Source organism: Bradyrhizobium sp. DOA9, from assembly GCF_000617845.2.
Lineage (GTDB): Bacteria > Pseudomonadota > Alphaproteobacteria > Rhizobiales > Xanthobacteraceae > Bradyrhizobium.
This window is the reverse complement of record NZ_DF820425.1, coordinates 6,855,772-6,875,883: the sequence shown is the minus strand read 5'-3', so window position 1 is coordinate 6,875,883 and position 20,112 is coordinate 6,855,772. Positions and strand designations below refer to the sequence as shown.

At 64.0% G+C, this 20,112-nt stretch carries 19 protein-coding genes; 6 read left to right on the top strand and 13 right to left on the bottom strand.

Annotated elements, in window-relative coordinates; genetic code table 11:
- Nucleotides 1-63: 63 nt before the first annotated feature.
- Nucleotides 64-825 (bottom strand): ABC transporter permease, encoded by a 762-nt coding sequence (locus BDOA9_RS32315; protein WP_025038093.1) that lies wholly within the window; start codon nucleotides 823-825, stop codon nucleotides 64-66.
- Nucleotides 822-1,745 carry an ABC transporter ATP-binding protein gene (locus tag BDOA9_RS32310; RefSeq protein ID WP_025038092.1) on the bottom strand — a complete coding sequence of 308 codons (924 nt, stop codon included), beginning with the start codon at nucleotides 1,743-1,745 and terminating at the stop codon, nucleotides 822-824. The genes BDOA9_RS32315 and BDOA9_RS32310 overlap by 4 nt, the downstream gene beginning before the upstream one ends.
- A 286-nt stretch (nucleotides 1,746-2,031) precedes the next feature.
- Between BDOA9_RS32310 and BDOA9_RS32305 the strand changes: the two genes are divergently transcribed.
- Complete coding sequence (locus BDOA9_RS32305; protein WP_025038091.1) at nucleotides 2,032-2,748, top strand: hypothetical protein; 717 nt, start codon at nucleotides 2,032-2,034, stop codon at nucleotides 2,746-2,748.
- A 16-nt stretch (nucleotides 2,749-2,764) separates the two neighbouring features.
- Here BDOA9_RS32305 and BDOA9_RS32300 read toward each other — a convergent pair whose 3' ends face one another.
- A complete protein-coding gene (locus BDOA9_RS32300; protein WP_025038090.1) occupies nucleotides 2,765-3,616 on the bottom strand; it encodes an alpha/beta fold hydrolase in 852 nt (283 codons plus the stop codon).
- Nucleotides 3,617-3,744: 128 nt separating this feature from the next.
- Between BDOA9_RS32300 and BDOA9_RS32295 the strand changes: the two genes are divergently transcribed.
- Entirely contained in the window at nucleotides 3,745-4,362 is a 618-nt protein-coding gene (locus BDOA9_RS32295; protein WP_025038089.1) for a CGNR zinc finger domain-containing protein, read from the top strand.
- Between the two features lie 150 nt (nucleotides 4,363-4,512).
- Nucleotides 4,513-5,457, top strand: a complete 945-nt coding sequence (locus BDOA9_RS32290; protein WP_025038088.1) for a LysM peptidoglycan-binding domain-containing protein — start codon at nucleotides 4,513-4,515, stop codon at nucleotides 5,455-5,457.
- Between the two features lie 111 nt (nucleotides 5,458-5,568).
- Here BDOA9_RS32290 and BDOA9_RS32285 read toward each other — a convergent pair whose 3' ends face one another.
- The gene (locus BDOA9_RS32285; RefSeq protein ID WP_082847897.1) at nucleotides 5,569-10,317 is read right to left on the bottom strand and encodes a VCBS domain-containing protein; all 4,749 of its coding nucleotides are present in this window, start codon (nucleotides 10,315-10,317) and stop codon (nucleotides 5,569-5,571) included.
- A 469-nt stretch (nucleotides 10,318-10,786) separates the two neighbouring features.
- Between BDOA9_RS32285 and BDOA9_RS32280 the strand changes: the two genes are divergently transcribed.
- Together BDOA9_RS32280 and BDOA9_RS32275 are read left to right on the top strand one after the other, a co-directional pair.
- Nucleotides 10,787-11,407: a FecR family protein gene (locus BDOA9_RS32280; protein WP_244521560.1), complete on the top strand. Its 621-nt coding sequence runs from the start codon at nucleotides 10,787-10,789 to the stop codon at nucleotides 11,405-11,407.
- Nucleotides 11,408-11,428: 21 nt separating this feature from the next.
- Complete coding sequence (locus BDOA9_RS32275; RefSeq protein ID WP_025038085.1) at nucleotides 11,429-12,274, top strand: tetratricopeptide repeat protein; 846 nt, start codon at nucleotides 11,429-11,431, stop codon at nucleotides 12,272-12,274.
- 130 nt (nucleotides 12,275-12,404) lie between these two features.
- Here the strand turns inward: BDOA9_RS32275 and BDOA9_RS32270 are convergent, their stop codons facing one another.
- A complete protein-coding gene (locus tag BDOA9_RS32270; protein ID WP_025038084.1) occupies nucleotides 12,405-13,478 on the bottom strand; it encodes a tartrate dehydrogenase in 1,074 nt (357 codons plus the stop codon).
- A 154-nt stretch (nucleotides 13,479-13,632) separates the two neighbouring features.
- On the opposite strand from BDOA9_RS32270, the gene BDOA9_RS32265 reads away from it, so the two are divergent.
- Complete coding sequence (locus BDOA9_RS32265) at nucleotides 13,633-14,457, top strand: aspartate dehydrogenase (RefSeq protein WP_025038083.1); 825 nt, start codon at nucleotides 13,633-13,635, stop codon at nucleotides 14,455-14,457.
- A gap of 4 nt (nucleotides 14,458-14,461) precedes the next feature.
- Here the strand turns inward: BDOA9_RS32265 and BDOA9_RS32260 are convergent, their stop codons facing one another.
- The 8 genes from BDOA9_RS32260 to BDOA9_RS32225 all read right to left on the bottom strand — a co-directional run bounded on the left by BDOA9_RS32260 (nucleotide 14,462) and on the right by BDOA9_RS32225 (nucleotide 20,106).
- Nucleotides 14,462-15,766 (bottom strand): PQQ-dependent sugar dehydrogenase, encoded by a 1,305-nt coding sequence (locus tag BDOA9_RS32260; RefSeq protein WP_025038082.1) that lies wholly within the window; start codon nucleotides 15,764-15,766, stop codon nucleotides 14,462-14,464.
- A gap of 139 nt (nucleotides 15,767-15,905) precedes the next feature.
- On the bottom strand, nucleotides 15,906-16,115 hold the full coding sequence (locus BDOA9_RS32255; protein ID WP_025038081.1) for a hypothetical protein: 210 nt from the start codon (nucleotides 16,113-16,115) through the stop codon (nucleotides 15,906-15,908).
- 133 nt (nucleotides 16,116-16,248) lie between these two features.
- Nucleotides 16,249-16,875, bottom strand: coding sequence for a methyltransferase family protein (locus BDOA9_RS32250; RefSeq protein WP_025038080.1), 627 nt, complete (start codon nucleotides 16,873-16,875; stop codon nucleotides 16,249-16,251).
- 27 nt (nucleotides 16,876-16,902) lie between these two features.
- Nucleotides 16,903-17,934: an NAD-dependent epimerase/dehydratase family protein gene (locus tag BDOA9_RS32245; RefSeq protein ID WP_025038079.1), complete on the bottom strand. Its 1,032-nt coding sequence runs from the start codon at nucleotides 17,932-17,934 to the stop codon at nucleotides 16,903-16,905.
- A gap of 27 nt (nucleotides 17,935-17,961) precedes the next feature.
- Entirely contained in the window at nucleotides 17,962-18,480 is a 519-nt protein-coding gene (locus tag BDOA9_RS32240) for an Mpo1 family 2-hydroxy fatty acid dioxygenase (RefSeq protein WP_025038078.1), read from the bottom strand.
- Between the two features lie 171 nt (nucleotides 18,481-18,651).
- Nucleotides 18,652-19,314, bottom strand: a complete 663-nt coding sequence (locus BDOA9_RS32235) for an OmpA family protein (protein ID WP_025038077.1) — start codon at nucleotides 19,312-19,314, stop codon at nucleotides 18,652-18,654.
- Nucleotides 19,314-19,730: a hypothetical protein gene (locus BDOA9_RS32230; protein WP_025038076.1), complete on the bottom strand. Its 417-nt coding sequence runs from the start codon at nucleotides 19,728-19,730 to the stop codon at nucleotides 19,314-19,316. Before BDOA9_RS32230 ends, BDOA9_RS32235 begins: the two co-directional genes overlap by 1 nt.
- Nucleotides 19,731-19,818: 88 nt before the next feature.
- The gene (locus tag BDOA9_RS32225; RefSeq protein ID WP_025038075.1) at nucleotides 19,819-20,106 is read right to left on the bottom strand and encodes a type II toxin-antitoxin system HicB family antitoxin; all 288 of its coding nucleotides are present in this window, start codon (nucleotides 20,104-20,106) and stop codon (nucleotides 19,819-19,821) included.
- Nucleotides 20,107-20,112 lie beyond the last annotated feature (6 nt).

The following is a 20,112-nucleotide window of genomic DNA, read 5'->3' as shown; positions in this document are numbered from 1 at the left end:
TAAGCAAGGCCGCTTTGCGCCGCGCCGGCCGGCGGCGCTGACATTTTCGCGAGCGCCGCGCGGTCAGTTCTTGAGGCGGTATCCGGTTCGGAAAATCCACCAGATCACGACCAGGCAGATCACCAGGAACGCCAGCGTCATGCCGATGCTGACGGACACGCTGACGTCGGCGATCTCGTAAAAGCTCCAGCGGAAGCCGGAGATCAGATAGACGACCGGATTGAGCAGCGCGACCGTGCGCCAGGTCGGCGGCAGCATGTCGATGGAGTAGAAGCTGCCGCCGAGAAAGGTCAGCGGCGTCACCACCAGCATCGGGATCATCTGCAGCTTCTCGAAGCCGTCGGCCCAGATGCCGATGATGAAGCCGAACAGGCTGAACGTCACCGCCGTCAGCACCAGGAAGGTCAGCATCCAGATGGGATGCTGGATGTGCAGCGGCACGAACAGGCCCGCAGTCGCCAGAATGATCAGGCCCAGGATGATCGACTTGGTCGCGGCGGCGCCGACATAGCCGAGCACGATCTCGAAATAGGAGATCGGCGCCGACAGGATCTCGTAGATCGTACCTGAGAATTTGGGGAAGTAGATGCCGAACGAGGCGTTGGCGATGCTCTGGGTCAGCACCGAGAGCATGATCAGGCCCGGCACGATGAAGGTGCCGTAGCTGACGCCCTCGACCTCGGTGATGCGCGAGCCGATCGCCGCGCCGAACACCACGAAATACAGCGAGGTCGAAACCACCGGCGAGACGATGCTTTGCAGCAGCGTGCGCCAGGTGCGTGCCATTTCGAACAGATAAATGGCGCGGATGGCGTGGTGGTTCATGACGTCCTCACGAGGTCGACGAAGATGTCCTCGAGCGACGATTGCGTCGTGTCGAGGTCGTTGAAGCGGATGCCGGCGGTGCGGAGATCGCCGAGCAGGCTGGTGATGCCGGTGCGCTCGCCCTTCGTGTCGTAGTCGTAGACCAGCGTCGCGCCGCCGTCGCAGAGCTCGAGCTCGTAATGGCTGAGGCTTTCCGGCAGCGACGTCACCTTGTTCTGCAAATGCAGCGTCAGCCGCTTCTTGCCGAGCTTCTGCATCAAGGTCGCCTTGTCCTCGACCAGCACGATCTCGCCCTTGTTGATGACGCCGATGCGGTCGGCCATCTCCTCGGCTTCCTCGATGTAGTGCGTGGTGAGAATGATGGTGACGCCGGATTGCTGAAGTCCGCGCACCACCTCCCACATGCCCTTGCGCAGCTCGACATCGACGCCGGCGGTGGGCTCGTCCAGGAACAGGATCTGCGGCTCGTGCGACAGCGCTTTCGCAATCATCACGCGGCGCTTCATGCCGCCCGAGAGCGTGATGATCTTGTTGTCCTTCTTGTCCCAGAGCGAGAGGGCCTTCAGCACCTTCTCGATGTGATCGGGGTTCTTCGGCTTGCCGAACAGACCGCGCGAGAAGCTCACGGTCGCCCACACGCTTTCGAAGGCGTCGGTGTGCAATTCCTGCGGCACGAGGCCGATCAGCGAGCGCGCCTTGCGGTAGGAGGCCTGGATGTCCTCGCCGCCGACCAGGACGCGGCCCTCGCTCGGATTGGCGATGCCGCAGATGATCGAGATCAGCGTGGTCTTGCCGGCGCCGTTTGGGCCGAGCAGCGCGAAGATCTCGCCGCGCTTGATGTCGAGATTGACGTTCTTGAGCGCCTTGAAGCCGGACCCATAGGTTTTCGACAGATTGGCGACGGAGATGATGGAAGACATGATGGCCGCAAGGCTGAGGAGCAAAGGCTGGGGGAAGGAGCCGGACCATCCAGGAGGGCAGGTCGGCGGAGCCCTGAAATAGGAGCGCCATTGTCTCTCCGCAATTCCCCGGAGAAAAATGGTCTCAAAACAGGCGCTTCGGTGGCATGTTCCGGGCAAGTGTTGCGCGATGGTCACGGCTTACTGCTAAGATTGGCGTTCACGCGGCTCTTTGTTGCGTCTGCGAGCGCGCCGTGGCTACGATTCCGGCCAATCGCGAAGCGTATTGTCTCCAGGGAAAAGATCGATGAGACCGAACGGCCGTCACACCGCCGGCGCCAGCCAGTTGTCCGCCCTCCGTGCGTGGGCGATGGGTCTGCTCCTGCTGTCAGCTGTTGCCATCAGCCCGACCACCGCCAAAGCCGCGCCGAGCCAGGCCGCGGCGGCGACCACACACGTCTATCTGCTGCGCGGCGTGCTCAACATCTTCTCGCTCGGTCTCGACACGATCGGCGCCCGCCTCCAGGCGCAGGGCATTCCGGTGACCGTCGCCAATTTCGTGTCCTGGTCCTCGCTCGCCGATGAAGCGGCGACCGCCTACAAGGCCGGCCGGCTCAAGACCATCATCCTGGTCGGCCATTCCTCCGGTGCGACCGCATTGCCAGACATGATCGCCAAGCTCAATCAGCTCGGCGTGCCCGTGAAGCTCGCGATCGGCCTCGATTCCGTGTTCAAGACCAAGCTCTCGACCGGCGCGGATCGCTACATCAACATCTATATCGGCGACGGACCCGGCGAGCCGGTGCGGGCGGCGGCCGGGCTTCGCGGCAAGCTCGACAATGTCGATGTCCGCGGCACCGGCGTCGGCCACATCTCGATCGACAAGAACGAGGCGATCCAGCGCCGCGTCATCGCCGAGATCGACGCCGCGATCATGCGCTCGCGCGCCCCGGCGGCCCCCGTTGCCGAGCCCGCCACACCGCGGCCCGCGCGCGCGGCGGCGGCGGCTCCGGCGAGGAACTGAGCTTCCCTGCGCGAGGCTACGTCAAGAACGCGCGGATGCTCGCTGCGATCTCCCGCGCATGCGTCTCCAGCGCGAAATGGCCGGTGTCGAAGAACTGCACGACCGCATTGGGATTATCGCGCTTGAACGCTTCGGCGCCGGGCGGAATGAAGAACGGATCGTTCTTGCCCCAGACCGCCAGGAACGGCGGCTTGTGCTTGCGGAAATACTCCTGGAATGACGGATAGAGCGCGACGTTGCTCCTGTAGTCGCCGAACAGGTCGAGCTGCACGTCGTCGGAGCCTGGACGCGCCAGATAGAAATTGTCGAGGTTCTGTCCGTCCGGCGACACGGTCGCCGGATCGGGGACGCCATGAGTGTACTGCCAGCGCGTCGCCTCCGGCGTGAGGAAGGCGCGCAGCGCCTCGCGGTTGGCGGGCGAGGGATCGTGCCAATAGGCCTTGATCGGAGTCCAGCCGTCGCTGAGGCCGTCCTCATAGGCGTTGCCATTCTGCGAGATGATCGCGGTGATCCGTTCGGGGTGACGCAGCGCGAGCCGGAAGCCGGTCGGCGCGCCGTAGTCGAAGACATAGATCGCGAAGCGATCGAAGCCGATCACTTCGATGAATCGTTCGATCACCTGCGCGACGTTAGCGAAGGTGTAGCGGAAGCTTTCGCGCGGCGGCATATCCGACTGACCGAAGCCGGGCAGGTCCGGCGCGACGATGTGGAATTTGTCGGCAAGCAACGGGATCAGATCGCGGAACATGTGGCCGGCGCTGGGGAAGCCGTGCAGCAGCAACAGCTTCGGCGCACCCCTGGGACCGGCCTCGCGATAGAACACCTTGAATCCATCGACGTCTGCGGTGCGGTAGTTGGTCGGGGTCATGGCCTTCTCCAGGTGAAATAACCGTTTAATTGTCAATTAAGAGGTTACGAGCGCGTTTAGTAACTTGTCAATAGGCATTTTAATGGTTACTCTTGGTTTGCCTTTTCCAGGCAGGCCAAGGACCCGCTATGGTCAGACCGCCCGCGATGTTCATCGCCGACTCGCTCGGCCTCGATTTCCTCAACTCGGTCGCCACACCGGTCGATACGCCTGTCGACTGGATCGACGATGGCGATGGCCTGATCGATTGGCTGGCGCAGGCGAAGCTGGTGCCGGCGGAGGAGCTGAATGCGCTGAAGGCGCGCGCAAGGCCGGGTGAGCTCGACAAGGTCGCCGATCAGGCCCGCGACTTGCGTGAGTGGTTCAGGGGATTTGTTCTGGAGCATGCGGGCCGGCCGCTGACAGCAAAGGCGCTCCACGAGCTCGGTCCGTTGAACGGCTTGCTGGAGCGCGACGAAGCGTTCAGCCGGATCGAGCCCAGGCAGGACGAGGGCGGCGTCTTCGCGCTACGAAGGAAACGGCGATGGCGATCACCGGAGGCTCTGTTGCTGCCGGTCGGCGAAGCCATGGCGAAGTTCGTCTGCGAGGAGGACTTCTCCGACGTGAAGGCGTGCGAGGGCCATAACTGCACGATGCTGTTTGCCGATCACACCCGAAGGCGCGCGCGGCGATGGTGCACCATGGCGATCTGCGGCAACCGCGCCAAGCAGGCCGCGCATCGTAGCCGGCTCAAGAGCAGACAATGACGGTCCGACAGCGGTCCCACCTGGTCGGGGAGCCTTGATGCGCGCGGCGGTGCGTCGCGCCTCGGTTCCAATGCCCCAAAATCCACCCAATCGGTGGTCACTAAGCCGGTCAGAGGAGGCCCCTGCCTCCGTGGTGGGACTGCTGGACTGATGATTCATTCGAGGCGACTAGTTGCGCTGGCAGCAATCGTGCTGCTGGCCTGGAGCAGCGGCGTGGCCGCGGCTTCCCCGCCGAAGTCCAAGTCCACCACCGCCGCACCCGCAACCCCCGTTGCGCCGCCGCCTCCGCCGTTCGAGCCATTGCCGCCGCCGAAGGTCTACCTGTTTCGCGGCGCCATGGGGCCGATCTTCTCGACCGGCATGGATCGGCTCGCCGAGAAGCTGACGCAGGCCGGCTTATCGGCTGATGTCTATGAATTCACCATCTGCCGGCTGATCGGCAACCGCGCCATAGCCAGCTACAAGGAGAAGGCGGCGCCGATCGTGCTGATCGGCCATTCCATGGGCGGACTGTGCTCGATCGTCATCTCCGAGATGGCCGCCAAGGAGAACATCCCGATCAGCCTCGTCATCGCCATCGATCCCGCGCATGCGACCGGCGATGTCCCCCTCAACGTCGAGCGCTTCATCAACATCTTCCTGTCCGACAGCGTGCTCGGCGGCGGCGACGTCGTCGCCGTGCCCGGCTATCGCGGCCATTATGCGAGCTACGACCTCAAGGAAAACGCGCGCGTCACCCACATCAACATCGAGAAGTCCGACGATATCCATCGTCAGATCGTCGAGATGGTGACGCTGCTGCCACGCATTCCGCCGCAGACCCAGGCCGATGCCGTGCCGCTGCGCTATCTGGTGCCGGCGGATACGCTGGTCGAATTGTGGGACAGTGGGGTGCGGGTGCCGGTGCGCCGCGGCGACACCATGGAGAGTATCGCCGCAGCCAACCGCGTGCCGCTGTGGACACTCGCGCAGAGCAACTCGCTGCCCGAGAACGCGCAACTGACGCCGGGCCAGACCATCATCGTCCCCCGCCATCTGACACCGCCAGAACCGACGGCCGCGATGGCGACGCCGCCGCCGGCGGGGCGGAAGTAAGGCGACGGCGGTCTGATGGGTCGCTGAGAAGGAACGCCCGGCCTGCTTGCAGGCGCTTCATGTAAAGACGATCCGCGATGGTCCGCGGTTCGCTTCTTTCAGCAGGTCAGGTCACACCAAGAGCTCGTGCATCGCGTGCGGGCCGCCTGAAGCCCCCACGATCGGAGCATCGTCGTTCAATTGCCAAACGTCGGCGGGCGGCGCGGCGCGGCCATGTTCGCTGGCCATTGGCCCGTGCTCGCTATGATCGCGCGGCTCGGGGAGGTCGATCGAGAATGTGGCGTGTGATTTCTCGATCGCGGGGTTCACGAAATGGAAGGAATCGTTCAGCTCGTGCGGATTTGCCGGTGATTTCCCGTGTGAGCCGGTTGCGGTATCTGCCGCAGATTGCGGTTGAGAATGAGGCTTGTCGGCGACCTCGGACGAAGCATGATTGACTTGGCTGGCCTGAACGGGAAGCGACGGAGCGCCGCCGTGATTCTCGACAGCTTTCTGCGGGCCAGCATCAAGCGCCTTGTTCGTGCTTGAATGGCCATGAGCCTCCACGGCCTTGCCCTCATCAAGATGTTGGTTGGTCACGAGTGCATCCGGCATCTTCGAAGGGATGTGCAGGGTGGCATGGCTCTCCTGCGCCGTGCCGCCCGCGCTGATACCGGTCGGGTGAATGCTGTCGCTGGTCACAGTCTGTTCGAAGACAAATCGGAAGCCGTCCATCGACCGCACGGCCGCCAGCGGCTCCTGGAGCGTGGATTGCGTTGCAATGTCGCTCGGTGTGGAAGAGGCAGTCGTATCGCCGTGCTTGCTCCAGTCTCGATCATTGAATGAAAAGCTTGCATAGGTTGCGGTCGAACCTTCGTCGGTCCAAAGAAGGCCGGTGCTATCCCCCATTTCGGCGGAGCCGTCGGTGCTGCTGGCTGCGACGAGAACCGTGTCATCCGGCATCGCTGCGGCCGGATTGATAGCCTCGCTCGCGGTTAAAACCGATGCTGCGGTCTGGTCGACGATGAAATCGGACGCCTCGACGGTTGCGACACCCTGGAGATGAACTTCCAAAAGGCGGGAATCGCCGATCTGGAGCGTTTCGTCCGTCGGATTGACATACACGATGGTTTCGTTGGCCGAACCGTCGTAAATCCAGGCGATGGTGTAGGGCGGCACGGACGTGCTTGCCGAGCTCAATGCCAAGATCACGAATCCGAGCGCGCCGAGAGCCGTCAAATCGATCCGGTCGGTACCCGAATTGAAATCGTTGATCGTATCGGACCGGCCGAAACTGGAATCCGCAGTTGACAGATAAACGAACACATCATCGCCATTGCCGCCGGTGAGCTGATCCGCACCCAGGCCACCGATGATGGTATCGTCGTCGTTGCTGCCGTCGATGTCGTCGCGGCCGGAGCCGCCGTAGATGACGTCCGCTCCATTATTGCCCTTGATCGTATCGTTGCCAGATCCGCCGTAGATGGTGTCGTTCACGCCGGTGCCGTTCAGGGTGTCCTCGCCGGCGCCCCCGTAGACGGTTTGGGGAACGGCGCCGCCGCCGGCAATGCTGTCGTGTCCGGGAGTGCCGTAGACAAACGGAGGATCGGATACGACAGTGGCTCCTGTTGCCAGATTGTCGAAGTCGTTGGGGTCAGCGTCGCTGGCGCCGTGGATGACGATCGTCACCTCTTGTGTGGTGCCATCGATGGTCGTCACCGTGAAGTGGTCGGAGAGGGATTCGCCGACATCGAGCGCGTCCACGACGCTGTTGTTGTTGTCGAGCGTATACGTCCACACTCCGGCTGCGGTCATCGTGAAGGTGCCATAGCCGCCGTCGCTCGCCGTGGGCGAGGTCACTGCCGTGAAGGTATTGGCCGGGTTGTCGACGTCGGTATCGGCGAGCGTGCCGGTCGCGACCGGCGTGCCGGAGGTAATGCCACCGGCTTCGAGCACCGAACCCGATTTTGTTCCGGAAATGACGGCGGCGTCGTTGCTGCCGTTGATTGTAATTGTCACCACCTGCGGCGTACCGTCGACGGTCGTTACGGTGAATTGATCGATCAGGGTATCGCCGACATTGAGAGCCTGCACGGTGCCGTTGCTGTCATCGAGCGTGTAGGTCCAGGTGCCCAGCGCCGTCATCGTGAAGCTGCCGAAGCCGCCCGCGCTCGTCGTCGGCGTGCTCACCGCCGTGAATGCATTTGGAGTATTGTCAGGATCGAGATCGGTGAGCGTGCCGCTCGCAGTTTGCGTGCCCGGCGTGCCATTGGCCACGCCTCCGGCCTCGGTCACCGAGCCGGCCGTCGTTCCGGAGATGGTCGCTGCGTCATTGCTGCCGGCGATGGTGATCGTCACCAGCTGCGCCGTGCCGTCGGCCGTGCGCACCGTGAAGCTGTCGGTCAGCGTGTCGCCCTCATTGAGCGCGTTGACCGAGGTATTGCCGTTGTCGAGCGCATAGGTCCACACGCCGGCCGAAGTTACCGTGAAGCTGCCGTAACCTTGGGTGCTTGCAACCGGCGAGACGACCGCCATGAAGGTGTTGGCCGGGTTGTCGACGTCGGTATCGGCGAGCGTGCCGGTCGCGACCGGCGTGCCGGAGGAGATGTTACCGGCTTCGAGCACCGAACCCGATTTTGTTCCGGAAATGACGGCGGCGTCGTTGCTGCCGTTGATTGTAATTGTCACCACCTGCGGCGTACCGTCGATGGTCGTTACGGTGAACTGATCGATCAGGGTATCGCCGACATTGAGGGCCTGCACGGTGCCGTTGCTGTCATCGAGCGTGTAGGTCCAGGTGCCCAGCGCCGTCATCGTGAAACTGCCGAAGCCGCCCGCGCTCGTCGTCGGCGTGCCGACAGCCGTGAATGCATTTGACGTATTGTCAGGATCGACATCGGTGAGCGTGCCGCTCGCAGTTTGCGCGCCCGGCGTGCCATTGGCCACGCCTCCGGCCTCGGTCACCGAGCCGGCCGTCGTTCCGGAGATGATCGCTGCATCATTGCTGCCGGCGATGGTGATCGTCACCACCTGCACCGTACCGTCGACCGTGCTCACCGTGAAACTGTCAGTCAGCGTGTCGCCTTCATTGAGCGCCTTGACTGAAGTATTGCTGTTGTCGAGCGTATAGATCCACACGCCGGCCGAAGTTACCGTGAAGCTGCCGTAGCCTTGCGCACTTGCAACCGGCGAGACGACAGCCAGGAAAGTGTTGGCTGGACTATCCGCATCTGCGGCGGCAAGCGTTCCCGTCGCGTTCGGCGTGCCGGGCGACGTGCTGCCCGCCTCGACGACCGAACCGATCGTGGTGCCGGAGATGATGGCTGCGTCGTTGCTGCCCTGGATCGTGATGGTAATGACCTTGGGAGTGCCGTCGATGCTGGTCACGGTCAGGGTATCGGTGAGGGTCTCGCCGACGTTCAAGGCCTGTACCGCGGCGTTGCTGTCATCGAGCGTGTAGGTCCAGACGCCGCCGGTGGTCATCGTGAAGTGGCCGTAGCCGCCCGTGCTTCGGGTCGGCGAGCTGACCGCCGTGAAGGTATTGGGCGGGTTGTCGACATCCACACTGGTGAGCGTGCCGCTCGCTGTCGGCGAGCCCGGAGCTGCATTGGCGACGCCGCCAGCCTCCGTCACCGTGCCGCTGGCGTCGCCCGAGATAGCAGCCGTGTCGTTGACGCCGAGGATGGCGATGTTGAAGGCTTGGCTGGCCGAAGATCCGCCGCCCGAAACCGTGACGATGAAGCTCGTGATCGTCGGCGACGACAGAGCATTGATGGCGGCGCCGTCGGGAACGAACGTGTAAGCGCCGGATGCACTGTTGAGATAGAGGGTGCCATAGGGGCCAGCCTGAGAAATGTCATATGTCAATCCGTTCAGGATCGTGCTTCCTGCCGTCCCGCCACTGAGCCCGTAAGTCAGCGCCGCATTGATTGGACTTGTGGCGGAGAAGGTGCCGCTGGACGCCGTGAACTCATCGAACGTGAGGGTGTCGATTTCGACAGGGGCGGCCGGGAGATTCAGGGTTGGCGGCGGCAGGACGATCAGGGGGAGGTCGAACACCGGCAGCGGTGCCAGCTGATTGAAGGGCGTAGTCGAGCTATTCGTCGTGAAGTTGATGTGCTGAAATGAAAGCGGATTGCTGAAGAAGGGCGTGCTGGATCCCGTCGGACCTCGCGTGAGATTGGCGAGCACGTCCTGCTGGGCGTCTCGCAACTCATCCATGCGAGCGGCACTGTTCGCAACCTGGCTGACGCTGATCGACGAGCCGATCCTCTTCAGGACGATGGTCTCGCCGGGATCTTCGACGACAATATGCCGCGGCACAGGCTCCTTGGTGATCAGCTCGAAAGCCCCGTGCTGCAGGTCCTTGTAGGTGATCGTGTCATCATCCACGAGGGGGGCATCCGGGTCTGCGGCTTTCGCGTCCTCCACCATCGAAAAGGTCAACGCCGCAACCGTCAGGATTCCGAAACCCCTCGAGTGGGCGTGGCCACGAACGCTGCCGAAGGGGGTGTCGACCGTGAGGGCTCCGCCATTCGCCTGCCGTCCAGCCATGAACGCAAAGCGTCCGCTAGTGACTGCGACGGCGGTCGAACGCGAGCAAGCGGGGGACTCCGAAGCGAGTTCGCGGAGCTCGACGCGGGCCTGGCTGAAGATATTGAACAGGGTGTCGTCGAGAAGACGGATTCCGGCCCGTGAATCCGCCGCGGTTTCTATCACGTCATGACGACAGACAAGGTCGCCGGCATTGACCTTGATCGCCCGGTCGCCATCGCGGGTGAGGGTGACGCAACCAACCGCCGTTTCGACCAAGCCAATGATCTGAATAGGAAAATTCGTGACGCCCCCGTCTTGGGGGCCAACCTGGTACGCAACTGACATGACTATGGCCTCGCATCCCGAATTCTTCGGGTTCGGCGCGATGCTGCAGTCTTCTTGTTCGGTCTTGCCTACGCCATTGAAACAGGTTTTGGCGTTGGCAAATCCAGGCCTGCACGCCGAAGACGACGGATAAAAAAGGCGATCTCTATAGGTATTTCCAAGGCACCGAAAGGTTCACACGAGACACCGGCGTCCCGACATGACCGCAATTTGCTTCTCAATAAGTTGACCGTTAGGCTGCACGAACTCTAGCTTACTTTGGTGGCGACGCAAGGGGCCTGGAGCTACAGTCGAAGTCCCAAAAGCGTCTCGCCGGAGAGTTGGCCTCAGGACCGATCGCACCGTCGATGCTTGACGATGTGCGGCTTGCGGGCTCGGGTGGGACCCATACGGGTCCTGGTCGAGCGATCAGCATAAAAGATCTTCTCGGAAGGAGCGGGTCATGTGCAGGCATACGATCGCAGCTTTGATGACTGTTTTCGTTTGTGCATCCGCGAGTCTTGTCGCGCCCGCGCAAGCTCAGATGAATCCCGTGAAACCAGTCCTTCAGGACGCGGCGCCAAGTGCGATCGGGAAAGTGGTCACGGTGACGGGCACGGTTACGATCGAGCACCCGGGTGCGGCCCTCGTGCAGGTGAACCTTCCCGATCGTGCCGCTCAAGCCAAGGTCGGCGACGTCGTTTATCTCCGCGACATCGTGCGAACCGAAGCAGACAGCCGGGTCAGCATCAATTTCAACGACGGGTCGTCGTTCAATTTGTCGAGCAATGCTCGCATGACCATGGACGAGTATGTCTATGAACCCGCCGGCAAGTCCAACGCGGCGTTTTTCAGCCTGGCGAGAGGAACCGCAACATTCGTAGCCGGCCAGGTCGCCAAGACCGGCGACATGAAGGTCGATACTCCCGTGGCAACAATGGGAATCCGTGGCACCACGCCGCACGTCGAAGTTCTGGAGGACGGTTCGGTGAAGTTCGCGACCCTCATCGAGGAGGGCAAGGCCAAGGTGCTCAAGAAGCATCCGGACGCCACGGTGCGTCCGCAGGGACGGGAGAGCGCTCCGAGATTGAACATCTGCCGAGGATGCTGAAGCCCGGACACGGAGACGACCATGAGGGCCGTGTTCATCGGCCGCGTAGCACCCATTCTCGCCCTGCTGGCGGCCGGTTCGCCGGCGGCCGCCCAGCAACTGCAGAACAGCAGCCAGCTCAAGACCATCGAGCAATGCAACGGCGCAGAGCGCACCCCGCCCAAGGTCCGGATCGCCGGCTGTACGGCGCTGATCGATTCGGGTGATGCCAAGCCGAGCGCGCTGGCCGTGGCTTACAACAATCGCGGCAACGCTTACATGACGACCGCGGAGTACGATCGCGCCATCAGCGACTTCGATCGCGCCATTGGAATCACGCCCGACTATGTCAAGCCGGTGAATAATCGCGGCGTTGCCTATTTGAAGATGGGCGCCTACGACCGAGCGATCGAAGCCTTCGGGGAGGCAATTCGGCTCAACCCAGGCTACGCCAACGCCTTCGCCAATCGCGCGATCACCCACCTGAAGCTGAAGCAGTACGATCGTGCCTTGCAGGATTTCGACGAGGCAATCCGCCTCGATCCGAATTTGAGGTTGGCGAGAAGCGGCCGGTGCTGGGCCCGAGCGGTCGTCGGCGATCTGCAAGCCGGGCTGGGCGATTGCGACATTGCGCTTCAGCTCGGAGCGGCTGATGCCGCGACCCACGATTCACGCGCGCTGATCCATCTGAAGATGGGGCAATTCGCCGCGGCCATCGATGACTACGACTCGGCGTTGCGCTTGAAGCCAAATCTGGCCAGCGCGCTCTATGGGCGAGGACTGGCCAAGCTTGGTCAGGGCGACAAGGCCGGCGACCGCGACGTCTCGGCTGCAAGACTCATCGAAGCCAAGGTCGGCGACGAGTTCGCAGGTTACGGCGTGCGGTGAGGTCGGGGCTGGTCCACGACAGTCCTTCTGGCACGGACAGGCCGAAGCGTTCGGGGCCCGAGGAATATTCCAATGTCGACGCTCCTGTCGCCGTGGTGTCCGTCTGATCGGCCACGCCTCACGCGGCGTGCTACACGTTCGATCCGTGGATCGCGTCGATCACGGCGTCCGTGACTTCCTTCGTCGTCGCCTTGCCCCCGACATCCGGCGTCAGCACGCCCGCGGCGCAGACGCGCTCGACGGCGGCCATCAGCCTCGAGGCGGCATCCTTCTCGCCGAGATGCTCGAGCATCTGCGCGCCGGTCCAGAACGTCGCGACCGGGTTGGCGATGCCCTTGCCGGTGATATCGAAAGCCGAGCCGTGGATCGGCTCGAACATCGAGGGGAAGCGGCGCTGCGGATCGATGTTGCCGGTCGGCGCGACGCCGAGGCTTCCCGCCAGCGCGCCGGCGAGGTCGGAGAGGATGTCGGCGTGGAGATTGGTCGCGACGATGGTGTCGAGGCTCTTCGGATGCAGCGTCATCCGCACCGTCATGGCATCGACCAGCATCTTGTCCCAGGTCACGCCGGGGAATTCGCCGGCGACCTCGGCCGCGATCTCGTCCCACATCACCATGCCGTGGCGCTGCGCGTTCGACTTGGTCACCACGGTCAGGAATTTGCGCGGGCGCGACTGCGCGAGCTGGAATGCATAGCGCATGATGCGGGTGACGCCGACACGGGTGAACACCGCCACTTCGGTGCCGACCTCCTCCGGCAGGCCTCTGTGGGCGCGGCCGCCCATGCCGGCATACTCGCCTTCCGAATTCTCGCGCACGATCACCCAGTCGAGATCGCCGACCCCGACATTGCGCAGCGGCGAGGCGACGCCCGGCAGAATCTTGGTCGGCCGCACATTGGCGTATTGGTCAAACCCCTGGCAGATCGGCAGGCGCAGGCCCCACAGCGTGATGTGGTCGGGCACATCGGGGGCGCCGACCGCGCCGAAATAGATCGCGTCGAACTTCTTCAGCTCGCTGAGGCCGTCCGCCGGCATCATCACGCCGTGCTTCTTGTAGTAATCCGAGCCCCAGTCGAACGTCTTGACGTTGAAGGCGAGGTCGCCGCTGCGCTTGGCCAGCGCCTCCAGCACGCGGACACCGGCCGAGATTACCTCGGGGCCGATACCGTCGGCAGGAATGGCTGCGATCGAATGGGTGCGCATGGGAAAGCTCCGTCGGAGGAAATCGGCGAATTGCGTCGGTAGAACAGGCCCGGCCCGAAACGCGTCCCGCGACCTGGCCAACCGGACCAATTCAGGCTGGCTTATACAGAAAACGATGCGGTATGACATCGGTCCAGCGAGAAAGTAGGGTGCGATGACGGATCAGAAGGCTTCGGGCGAATTGCGGGTGGCCATTGCCGGGCTGGGCTCGATCGGCACCAAGATTGCAACCGCGCTCGATCAGGGCATCGAGGGTCTGTCGCTCGCCGCCGTGGCCGTGCGGGATCCCGCCAAGCATCAAGCCTTCATCGACGGCTTGCGCCGCCCGCCGAAGATCCTGCCGCTCGACCAGCTTGGCGATGCTGCCGACATCGTGGTCGAGTGCGCGCCGAGCAGCCAGCTGCGTGCGATCGTCGAGCCGGCGGTGAGGCGCGGCAAGGCCGCGGTCGTGGTCAGCGTCGGCGGCCTGCTCGACAATTTCGATCTCGTCGATCTCGCCCGCGCCAATGGCGGCCGCATCCTGGTGCCGACCGGCGCCCTGATCGGCCTCGATGCCGTCAACGCCGCCGCAATCGGCACCATCCATTCGGTGAAGATGGTGACGCGCAAGCCGATCGACGGCTTGAAGGGTGCGCCGTTCATCGTCCAGAACAACATCGACATCGACAATCTGCGCGAGCCGCTGAAACTGTTCGAGGGCAGCGCGCGCGAAGCCGCAAAGGGCTTTCCGGCCAACGTCAACGTCGCCGTTGCGTTGTCGCTGGCGGGCATCGGACCCGATCGCACCCGGATTCAGGTCTGGGCCGATCCGACCGTGACGCGCAACGTTCACCGCATCGAGGTCGAGGCGGATTCGGCACGGTTCTCGATGGGCATCGAGAACATCCCGTCCGAAAATCCCAAGACTGGCCTGATCACGGCACTGTCGGTGATCGCACTGCTGCGCAAGCAGCGCGCCACGCTCTGCGTCGGGACGTGATCCCCTACGCCCCCGTCACGCGCCAGATCACGTTGCCGACGTCGTCGGCCATCAGCAGCGATTTCTTGTCGGGACCGATCGCGACGCCGACCGGACGGCCGTAGGATTCCTTCTCGTCCGGCGACAGGAAGCCCGACAGGATGTCGCGCGAGGGGCCGGAGGGCTTGCCGTTCGCGAACGGGATGAACACCAGCTTGTAGCCGGACAGCTTGCTGCGATTCCACGAACCGTGCTGGCCGATCACCATGCCGTCGCCGAAGCCGGGCAGGGTGCCTACGGGCATCCAGCACAGGCCGAGCGAGGCGGTGTGGCCGCCAAGCGCGTAGTCCGGTTGAATCGCCTTGGCGACCATCGCCGGGTCCTGCGGCACGCGGTCGTCCACCGTCTTGCCCCAGTAGCAATAGGGCCAGCCGTAGAAGCCGCCGTCGCGCACCGAGGTGAGGTAGTCCGGCGGCGTCTCGTCGCCGAGGCCGTCGCGCTCGTTGACGACGGTCCAGAGCACGCCTGTCGTCGGCTCCCAGGCAAGGCCGACCGGATTGCGCAGGCCGGCGCCGAAAATGCGATGCGTGCCGGCAGCGAGATCGAGCTCGTAGACCGCGGCGCGGCCTTGCTCGACCTCCATGCCCATCTCGGCGATGTTGCTGAGCGAGCCGACGCCGGCATAGAGCTTCTTGCCGTCGGGGCTGGCGAGCAGGCTGCGCGTCCAGTGGCCGGCGGGCTTGAACGTCGTGAGCCGCTGGCCCGGCGCGGTGATGCGATCGGCGTCGGCAACGTAAGGAAAGGCCATCACGCCGTCGGTGTTGCCGACGTAGAAAGTGTTGCCGACCAGCGCCATGCCGAACGGCTGGTTGAGGTTCTCCATGAAGGCGCCGCGAACCTCCGCAACGCCGTCGCCGTTCTTGTCGCGCAGCAGCGTGATGCGGTTGGCGGAGACGCCGAGCGCCGCGGCGCGTCGCATCGTCGCCTGCATCGCATAGTGGAACACGCTGCGCGGCGCGCCCGCGATCTGCGTCGCTTCCGCGATCAGCACGTCGCCGTTGGGCAGCACCTCGATCCAGCGCGGATGGTCGAGGCCGGTCGCGAACGCATTGACCTCGAGCCCGGGCGCAGCGATCGGCTTCTCGCCGTCGCGCCAGCCGCGCGCGGTCGGCATCTTCAAGGTCGGGATCGCGCCTTGCGGCTTGGCCTCGGGAATGGCGGGCTTCTCGCCCCAGGCCGGCGCGGGCTCGGTGCCCGTCATCTTGCGCCATTGCAGCGCGATGCCGCCGATGAACGCGACGAACTGCGCGAAGATGCTGGAAAACGTCATGAGAGGCCCCCGGTTGCGCGCGCATCCAACTGGCTGACGGGGCAGACGTCAACCTGTGCGGCGCACCGCAGGGGCCTATTCCCGTGGAATGGCAGCCGATCGAATTTGCATGGGACAATCGCGGCGCTGGCCCCGGAGATCAACGACCGATCTGCCGCTCCAGCCGCCGTGCCGCGCGAAAATCGTCCAGGTGCCGGATGTTCGGCGCCAGCGCCGCTTCCCGGGACAAGAGATGATAGACCCGCGCCACCGTGCGCTGCTTCTGCTTCGTCCGCCCGGGCGGCAGCGCCCGCGCCTTGCGGACGGCGGCGATCGCGTGTGCGCGAAAATAATCGTAGGCGTCCGACATGGCTCGATGCTCTGCAGCTTGTGGAGATGTCGAGGGCTAACGGACCAGCGGTGCGGTGGTTCCTTGGGGAGTCAGATCGTGCACTCGTGCCCCGGACGCAGCGCAGCGCGTCCGTGACACGAAAGTGACGCCCTCACCGCGGCGACGTGAACGGAATGATCATCGGAACGCGGCGGCAATAGGCGCCATAAGCGTCCTCACCGAGCTCCTTCGAGAGGAACACCTCTTCCATCCGGCCCTTCTGCCACATCCCGAGCGAGATCAGGATCGCGCCGAGGATCGTCGTCACCAGGCCGATCGCAACGCCGGTCACCAGCATGCCGAAGATCAGGCCGGTGTAGATCGGGTGACGGACGATGCCGTAGGGACCGGTGTCGACGACGCGGTGGTCTTCCTTGTGGGTGATGGTGTTGGACCAGAATTTTCCGAGATGCAGCCGCCCCCACCATGCGAAAGCGATGCCGGCGATGGAGAGGATCGCGGCGATGATGATGCCGGTGTTGCCGAGCACCCAAAGCGGCTTCCAGCCCATGGCTTCCGCAATGAACGGCGTGTACAGGATGCCGCCGACCAGGATCGGCAAGCGATAGCGCTGCGACTCCAGCGTCATCACCTGCTTCTTGGTCTGCCCCTGCCAGAACGAGGCGCCGACCCAGCTGGCCAGAAAAGCGAGCCAGATCAGGGCGAGCAGTTGCGTCGGCCAGGTCGTGGTCCAGCCACCCCAGGCGACAGAGAGAAGCTTGCTGAAATCGAAAGACATGAAGGTTCTTTGCGTTGGGCGGGGGCTTCAGCTCGCGCGCGAGGACAGCGCGTGGTGCTTGAGAGCGCCGGAGGGCTGCTGGCCGTTGCGGGCGAGCAGGTGGGTGATCGTTTCGCGCAAGACCGGCTCGATCGGACGCGGCGAATAGCCGAGCTCGTTACGGGCCTTGCCGATCGAAAGGTCGCTCGCGGCGAGCGCGATCCGCACGCCCTCGGCGGTGCCGTTGGGCGGCCGGCGCGTGATGTGGTCGGCGATGTATTCGAGCATGATCGCGGAGAGCTCGGCGATCTTGCCGGGTACGACGACGGGAAATTGCCGACGACCGCTCATCGCCGACATCATGCGCAGGATGTCGCCGAGCGGAACGCAGTCGCCGCCGAGGATGTAGCGCTGCCCGAGGCGGCCGCGTTCCATGGTCAGCACGAGGCCCATGGCGACGTCGCGGACGTCGACCAGGTTGACCAGGAAGTTGAGATGCGGCTGTACCTTCTTCTGCAGGAAGTACCAGAGCATCGCGGTCGGCGGTGTCAGATTGTGGTCGGCGGCGCCGATCGGCATGGTCGGCGTGCCGATCACCAGCGGAAAGCCCTCGGCCGCGGCCTTGGCGGCATGATGCTCGGCGAGCGATTTCGACCGCGTATAGGCGCCGGGCATCGCCTCTGCCGGCTGCAGCGCCTCTTCGGCGGGAACGCCCTTCAGATCTGAATAGGGGAACAGGATCGATTCGGTCGAGCAGTGCAGGAAGCGCGAGACGCCGCGCTTCATCGCCGCCGCGAGCACGATTTCGGTGCCGCGGCAATTGACCTCGTGGAAGTCCTGCTTGTTGGCCACCCACATGCCGGGCAGGCCGGCGAGGTGATAGACCTGATCGACGCCGGCGATCGCCGCATCGACCGCGGCACAGTCCAGCACCGAGCCGAGGACGTGCTCGACGTCCGCGTTCGCCGAGGCCGGCGCACGGACATCGAGAACGCGGACCCGCTGCCCACGGGCGCGGAGCGCTTCTACGAGGTGATGTCCGATGAAGCCACTGCCACCGGTAACCAGGACGAGAGCCATGCAGAAGGTTGCTGTTTGCTTCGAGCGTTATCGGGTTGAAAGAGAATTGGCCGGAAGAGGCGCCAGAATCGCGGCAAGGTCGCGACGGAAGCCCAAGGCAATGAATAATTTTGCCATGACGAACATGGGTCCAAGCAAAAGATGCGAGGGAAACGTGAACAACGAGGCCTCGCGCCCCTCAAAAACCTTGTGGCCGATGGTCTGTGCGGCGAGGCCGAGCACCACCAGCGCGGCGAAAATCGCCCACATCGTCGCGGTGCTGACTTGCGCCGCAATGGTCGTCGCAACCGAAAACAGCACGGCGGAGACGGCCAGAATGCCGAGCCCGAGCGCCGCATCGAGCAGCAGCCAGTAAATCAAGACCGGCAGGGCCAGGATCACCGCCAGGCTGACGTTGAAACCGAACAGCGGAAGCTTGACCAGCGTCAGCGGCAGCACGGCGCCGGTGAACAGCAGCAGGATGCCGACCACATGCATCGCCGTGTTCCGGGGATCGCGATGGTACTCGACATAAACGGCAAGTTGGCGCTGGAAAAAGCCACCCATTTCGGTCTCATGCAGCACGGGGTCGGGAAGGGCGAACAGAGGCTATAGCACTGGACCGAGCGGTGCACAAACCGGCACTTTTGTCGCGTGAAACCGTCTGAGCGCGCCTGGGACAGGCTGCAAAATAGTCCGCACTTCAAGGGGTTCCGTCAGTCGCGGAGCCGCCCTCGTTCAGCGCTTCTTGGCGGGCTTTTTCGCCGCAGGCGCTGGCGTCGCCGGACGCGGCTCCTCCGGCAGCTTGGCATAAGTCAGGATCTGCAATTGGCCGTTGACGGCCGAGGTCGGCTTGGCCCGGTCGAGGAATTGCTCCTCGCCGAGGCCGATCGGATGCAGCCGCTTGGTCGAGATCTTGAAGGTGTTCACCAGCACGTCGCGGATCGCATCGGCCCGGCGCTGGCTCAGGATCGCATTGGCCTCGCGCGTCTTCGAATTGGATTCGACGTGGCCGACGATCAGGAAGGTGTAGGGCAGCAGCGAGGCATGAACCAGCGCGTCCGCAATGCGGCCGACAGTCTGGTAGGAGGACGGCTGGATGATCGGCGTGTCGGCGTCGAACTGGATCTGCGCATTGAAGGCCGGCAGCCTGGCGAGATCAGGCGCGATCAGCGGCCGGTTCACCGGGCCCGGATCGTTCTTGATCCTGGTCTTGGCACGCTCCATCACCTGCTGCTTCAGCGCGGGCAGGTCGAGCTCGGCGGCCTCTTCGAAATGGTTCAGCTTGCCGACGATGTCGTCACGGGTCGGCGCCGCCGTCTGCGCGCCGGCGGGGCCCGCGAGCAAAGCGAGGCCCAGCGCGAAGCCCAGTCCTGCGGTGGCGAGCCCGTTCGCGCGCATCAGCGGTACCCCGCGTCGTCGACCGCCTTCAGGCAGTTGTTGCTGATGCCCTTCGACGTCGAGACCAGGCACGGGACCGACTTGCTGGTTTCCTTGGTCGAGCCGCCGCAGACCTTGACGATCTCGCGCTGGCAGGCGTTCGCCACCGTGACACGCGCGGCGACGCGCTTCTGGATGGCGTCGAACACGCCGAGATAGTCGTTCGCGCATTGCGGCGAGAGCACGTCGCGATTGCGCGACAGGCATTCCTTCAGCCGGTTCGAATCCGGGTTGACGCCGCGGCAATTGGCGACGATTTCCGCCCCGCAGCTCGCCGCCAGCTTGCCGATCGAATCGCCAAAGCTCATGGTCTCCGCCGCCGCAAGCGACGGCATCCCCAATGCAAGCACGATCAATGTGATGGAGCCCCGGACCATGGGTTTATCTGATACGGGGAAGTTCGCACTGGTCAAGGGGCGTTCGGGCGAGAACTGTCGAGAGTTGCGCCAGTGCGGCGAACAGTCCTCACTCCATAGCCTCGTCAACGGGAGGCCATTCGATCAGGACGGCCGTGTGTTTCCCGAGATCCTCAGCAAACTCCGGATCGGCCTTGAGCTCGTCCAGCGTCCGCGGCGGGGGAAGCTGGCGGCCGTCCGCGCTCAGTTCCTCCGCAAAGAACGCCACCGCCTCGGGCGCATTCTCCAGCGCCTCCTCGAGATCGTCGCCGCCGGAAATGCAACCGGGCAGGTCGGGAAACCACAAGCTGACAGAGTCCGGGTCGGCGTTCTCGATGATGGCAACGTACTGAGCCATATCGGG

Coding starts and splice junctions, on each gene's coding strand:
- BDOA9_RS32315 (WP_025038093.1), bottom strand. CDS start 825: ATGAACCACCACGCCATCCGCGCCATTTATCTGTTCGAAATGGCACGC.
- BDOA9_RS32310 (WP_025038092.1), bottom strand. CDS start 1,745: ATGTCTTCCATCATCTCCGTCGCCAATCTGTCGAAAACCTATGGGTCC.
- BDOA9_RS32305 (WP_025038091.1), top strand. CDS start 2,032: ATGAGACCGAACGGCCGTCACACCGCCGGCGCCAGCCAGTTGTCCGCC.
- BDOA9_RS32300 (WP_025038090.1), bottom strand. CDS start 3,616: ATGACCCCGACCAACTACCGCACCGCAGACGTCGATGGATTCAAGGTG.
- BDOA9_RS32295 (WP_025038089.1), top strand. CDS start 3,745: ATGGTCAGACCGCCCGCGATGTTCATCGCCGACTCGCTCGGCCTCGAT.
- BDOA9_RS32290 (WP_025038088.1), top strand. CDS start 4,513: ATGATTCATTCGAGGCGACTAGTTGCGCTGGCAGCAATCGTGCTGCTG.
- BDOA9_RS32285 (WP_082847897.1), bottom strand. CDS start 10,317: ATGTCAGTTGCGTACCAGGTTGGCCCCCAAGACGGGGGCGTCACGAAT.
- BDOA9_RS32280 (WP_244521560.1), top strand. CDS start 10,787: ATGACTGTTTTCGTTTGTGCATCCGCGAGTCTTGTCGCGCCCGCGCAA.
- BDOA9_RS32275 (WP_025038085.1), top strand. CDS start 11,429: ATGAGGGCCGTGTTCATCGGCCGCGTAGCACCCATTCTCGCCCTGCTG.
- BDOA9_RS32270 (WP_025038084.1), bottom strand. CDS start 13,478: ATGCGCACCCATTCGATCGCAGCCATTCCTGCCGACGGTATCGGCCCC.
- BDOA9_RS32265 (WP_025038083.1), top strand. CDS start 13,633: ATGACGGATCAGAAGGCTTCGGGCGAATTGCGGGTGGCCATTGCCGGG.
- BDOA9_RS32260 (WP_025038082.1), bottom strand. CDS start 15,766: ATGACGTTTTCCAGCATCTTCGCGCAGTTCGTCGCGTTCATCGGCGGC.
- BDOA9_RS32255 (WP_025038081.1), bottom strand. CDS start 16,115: ATGTCGGACGCCTACGATTATTTTCGCGCACACGCGATCGCCGCCGTC.
- BDOA9_RS32250 (WP_025038080.1), bottom strand. CDS start 16,875: ATGTCTTTCGATTTCAGCAAGCTTCTCTCTGTCGCCTGGGGTGGCTGG.
- BDOA9_RS32245 (WP_025038079.1), bottom strand. CDS start 17,934: ATGGCTCTCGTCCTGGTTACCGGTGGCAGTGGCTTCATCGGACATCAC.
- BDOA9_RS32240 (WP_025038078.1), bottom strand. CDS start 18,480: ATGGGTGGCTTTTTCCAGCGCCAACTTGCCGTTTATGTCGAGTACCAT.
- BDOA9_RS32235 (WP_025038077.1), bottom strand. CDS start 19,314: ATGCGCGCGAACGGGCTCGCCACCGCAGGACTGGGCTTCGCGCTGGGC.
- BDOA9_RS32230 (WP_025038076.1), bottom strand. CDS start 19,730: ATGGTCCGGGGCTCCATCACATTGATCGTGCTTGCATTGGGGATGCCG.
- BDOA9_RS32225 (WP_025038075.1), bottom strand. CDS start 20,106: ATGGCTCAGTACGTTGCCATCATCGAGAACGCCGACCCGGACTCTGTC.